Genomic DNA, 4,014 nt, shown 5'->3' with positions numbered 1-4,014 from the left:
TCTTCATAATTTTTGCGATGAAATAGTTATTCTCCACATTGAAAAATCCTTTCAACAATTCAAGGAATATCCTACAAATGACAATAAAAAAGTAAGTTTTTTTGCCTCACTTAAAGCGTTTCACGCTAGGGATAGCTGCACTATTTCAAGAGTTGTTAATACCGAGAGTAATGTTGGTTTCAACGTCTTAAACAAATTACTCAAAAGCTTTGCACTTGAAAAGTTTCCAGAACATTGGAAGGATTATGCACATCCGAATCGTAATTTAAAGGAATCCTTAGAGTTATTTCTGCGGTTACGCAATGCGGTAGCTCATGGAGGTGATTTAGCACCAGAGGAGAGGATTAACCAGAAAGTCTATACCAGATTTAAGAAGTTGGTGACAGATTTGATGTATGAAATCCGATTGAAAATGTTGTATGTTCTTAAACATAAAACATTCTTAAAGTCGCAGTAGCGTATTGTAACAAATAGCAGGTAATAGTAATTAGCTGTAGCTGTAGGGTGCGTTCCCTGATGCAAGTCCTACTGCTCCACCAATAGATTTTTGGGAACGCACCATGCTTATTCATTGAAACTGTGAGTCTAATGGGACTTAAACACAAAACCGAACTTTTTTAGCTATAATCAAGTCATAGTGGGACTTAGACAAAAAACAAATCGATAAAAGCCTCAACTTCAATCCCCGCTTGGTATTTACTTCGAGAAGCTCACAATCGCTGAAACCCAGATAGATCAAGGAAAATCATAAATCGAGGTTAACCCTTTGTCCCGTAATGGTTTGAGCCTTTTTTGCTGACCGAAAACGCCTAAGTCCCACTAATGTAACAAGCAGATGACGTATCCCTAATTAAGTGCTAGTCTGGCAGAAGATATTAGATTGCTTAGACTTGCAGTAATTTTCTCAAATGTCAATAGCTAATTAATTACAGCCTTTCTTCTCAAGGTAAAGCATAGACTAATCCTTGCCAATTAGGTATTTCAGATGCGAGAAATAACCTCATGTATATGGTAAACGATGTATCCACAAGTGAGGAATAGGAAAATGTCCAGTGATAATAAAAACAATAGTTTAATCGTACAGATTATTAGTTCTGTTATTATAGCCCTTCTTGCTGGAGCGACAGCCCCCTGGTGGTGGCAAGAAATTAAATCTTTTTTTGCTGGTAAATCCCCGGAACCGACACCAATACCAACCCCTACATATACGCCACCACCAACACCGGCACCAATACTAAACCCTACATATACGCCACAGAAAACCTCAATTAATATAGCTTATGCCGGGGATAATTTTGGATGTGTTCTGCCCATAGCTGTCAACATTAGTGGTGAATATTTTTATCCGCAAGGAAATTTTTCTACTATAAATAATATTGACTTAGGACAACAAAGATATCAAATAACTGGACAAATTCGTTGTCAAACTATTGGCAATTGTCAAGTCTATGGGGAAGGGGTAATTAATGTAATACCAAATAATACCTACTATGTGATTTGGCAAAATATAAGTATAGGTCAATGTACTGCACGTTTGCAATAACCTTGCTTGTTGCTCGGCAAAATATCAAGATATCCTTTTTCCTTTTTCTCTTGAAACTGACTCCCGAATTATACTGTATGAGCTAACGACTAAGCGTGATAATTTTTTGAAAATCTCTTTGAATAATGGCAAAATTTTTGTCAGTTAAAAGCGGCACATGAACGAATAAGGCTCTCGGATGATGTTTTAAGACTTGAAAATATAATTCTTCGCAGACAAACTGACCGGCATTATCGCTGATATAGCTATAGGCAAGCTCTTTGACAAAATCCTTAAGAGGAATTGGTGTAAATAACTTTTTTGTGCTACTCCTAGCCTGAGATTCTAAACTTAAACGATAACGATTTTCTGCCATGCCACAACAAATAACGAAATCAGGCTTTTTGTTTTGAATAGCTTTGATAACTCGTTCACTGGCTCGATGGGTATTAACGGGAAGTTGACGCAAAAATAAAAGCTTTTTTGGATAATTATCTTGAATGGATACTAACAAATCATCGGAGGAATTACTCCGGTGATGGCATAACCAAGGCGCAAAAGAAGTTAAGAGAATTGTCAAGTTATCTCCTGATAGTTAATTGGGATGATCAACAAAAAAGCGAGCGAGGGGACAAAAATTGCTACAATAACTGACGTGACCTCAATTAAAGACGAGATTGATATCCTATGCAACGCCGTAAATTTTTGCTGATCAGTGGCAGTTTAGGCGGTTTTAGCTTGGTAGCTTGCGCTCATCAAATTTTACAGCCTGTTACTTCCAAAAATCCCCCTGAGTCGGCTGTTAAACAAGCACAAAAGGCGAAAAAAGTCAAGATAATTGTGATTAGTGACCTTAATAGTCAATACGGTTCCACAACTTACGATCCCGAAATCGATCGAGCTATCCCTTTAATTATCAATAATAAACCCGATCTGGTCCTCTGTGGTGGCGACATGGTGGCAGGACAAAAAAGCAGCTTGACAGAGGCAGCAATTAACGCCATGTGGTCAGCCTTTGATCGCCATATCGCCGCGCCCCTGCGAGCTGCTAAAATACCTTTTGGTTTTACCATCGGTAATCATGACGCTTCTGGATCTCTATCGGCAGGAAAATTTGTCTATGCTCAAGAGAGAAAATTAGCCCAAGATTATTGGCAAAACCCCCAACATGATACAAGTTTAAATTTTATCGATAAAACCGGCTTTCCTTTTTATTATACTTTCACTCAAAATGGTATATTCTATCTAGTTTGGGATGCCTCCACTCATTTAATCTCTGGGCAACAACTAAATTGGGCAGCAAAAAACTTGAGTAGTAGCGACGCTAAAAATGCTAGGATGCGGCTAGTAATCGGTCATTTACCCCTCTACGGTATTGCCGTGGGCAGAAATCGACCGGGGGATTATTTAGCCGATGCCGAGAAATTAAGAGCGTTTTTAGAGGGCCATCAGGTGCATACTTATATTAGTGGCCACGCTCACGCTTACTATCCGGGTAAACGGGGGCAATTACAATTATTACACGCGGGAGCTTTAGGCAGTGGACCGCGACGGTTATTGAACAGTGAACAAGCGCCCAGAAAAACCCTAACAATTGTCGATATTAATCCCCATCAACAGGAAACAGTTTACACCACCTACGACATGAAAACCCAAGAGGCGATCAATATTACCAGTTTACCTCCTTTGATTATGGCTCCCAACGGGCAAGTTTTACGTCGAGATATTCCATCGGTTAACTAGAAAGGAATTCCCCTAATGGCCACTGTCATCAGCACCGTTAATATGAAAGGAGGAGTAGGAAAAACTACCCTTACCGTCAACCTTGCCACCTGTTTAGCTAAATTTCAGCAAAAACGAGTCCTTGTCCTCGATTTAGACGCTCAAATCAGTGCGACTCTTAGCTTAATGTCTCCCCACGAATTCGCTCAACTGCGTCGCAAAAAACGCACTTTAAGCTATTTATTAGAAGCAATTATCAAACCCAATCCCTACAATAAATTAACTATTGATGATATTATTGTCCCTTCAGTCTGTGAAATACAAGGCTTAGATTTACTGCCGGGAGACATCGAACTTTATGATGAATATGTCGTCTCAGAAACCCTGCACCACCAAGCAATTTTACAGGAAGATTTAGGCTTTGATCATGCTTGGAATAACCTGGAAAGAATCTTAATTCAAAAAATCATTGATCCCATTCAAGACCGTTACGATTATATTATCATGGATTGCGCTCCGGGCTATAATCTTTTAACTCGTAGTGGTCTATGTAGCAGTCATTTTTATTTACTACCTGCCCGTCCCGAACCTTTATCAATTGTCGGCATTCAGCTATTAGAAAGAAGAATAGTTAAACTGAAAGCTAGTCATCAAGAAACCGAACCGATTAACCCCGGTTTACTCGGTATAGTTTTTATTCTTTCCGGTGGTGGTTTACTCAGTCGCTACTATAATCAAGTCATGCGCCGGGTACAACAGGATTTTCAAGC

Annotated in this window: 5 protein-coding genes; 4 read left to right on the top strand and 1 reads right to left on the bottom strand. The window is 39.3% G+C overall.

What is annotated here, in order from left to right; all coding sequences use genetic code 11:
- A partial coding sequence (locus tag PX636_RS00275) for an MAE_28990/MAE_18760 family HEPN-like nuclease (RefSeq protein WP_288115853.1) occupies positions 1 to 457 on the top strand: 457 nt, incomplete at its 5' end.
- Between the two features lie 588 nt (positions 458 to 1,045).
- Positions 1,046 to 1,543, top strand: coding sequence for a hypothetical protein (locus PX636_RS00270; RefSeq protein WP_288115852.1), 498 nt, complete (start codon positions 1,046 to 1,048; stop codon positions 1,541 to 1,543).
- An 82-nt stretch (positions 1,544 to 1,625) separates the two neighbouring features.
- On the opposite strand, the gene PX636_RS00265 is transcribed toward PX636_RS00270, so the two are convergent.
- Complete coding sequence (locus PX636_RS00265) at positions 1,626 to 2,102, bottom strand: pyroglutamyl-peptidase I family protein (RefSeq protein WP_288115850.1); 477 nt, start codon at positions 2,100 to 2,102, stop codon at positions 1,626 to 1,628.
- Between the two features lie 107 nt (positions 2,103 to 2,209).
- Here PX636_RS00265 and PX636_RS00260 point away from each other — a divergent pair, with 107 nt between their 5' ends.
- Positions 2,210 to 3,265 (top strand): metallophosphoesterase family protein, encoded by a 1,056-nt coding sequence (locus tag PX636_RS00260; RefSeq protein WP_288115849.1) that lies wholly within the window; start codon positions 2,210 to 2,212, stop codon positions 3,263 to 3,265.
- Between the two features lie 15 nt (positions 3,266 to 3,280).
- Positions 3,281 to 4,014 (top strand): ParA family protein (locus tag PX636_RS00255; RefSeq protein ID WP_288115848.1); only part of this gene is annotated, 734 nt, incomplete at its 3' end.

This window comes from Microcystis sp. M53598_WE2 (assembly GCF_030067735.1).
GTDB lineage: Bacteria > Cyanobacteriota > Cyanobacteriia > Cyanobacteriales > Microcystaceae > Microcystis > Microcystis aeruginosa.
The sequence above is the reverse complement of the archived record's forward strand: the minus strand, read 5'-3'. Positions and strand labels throughout refer to the sequence as shown.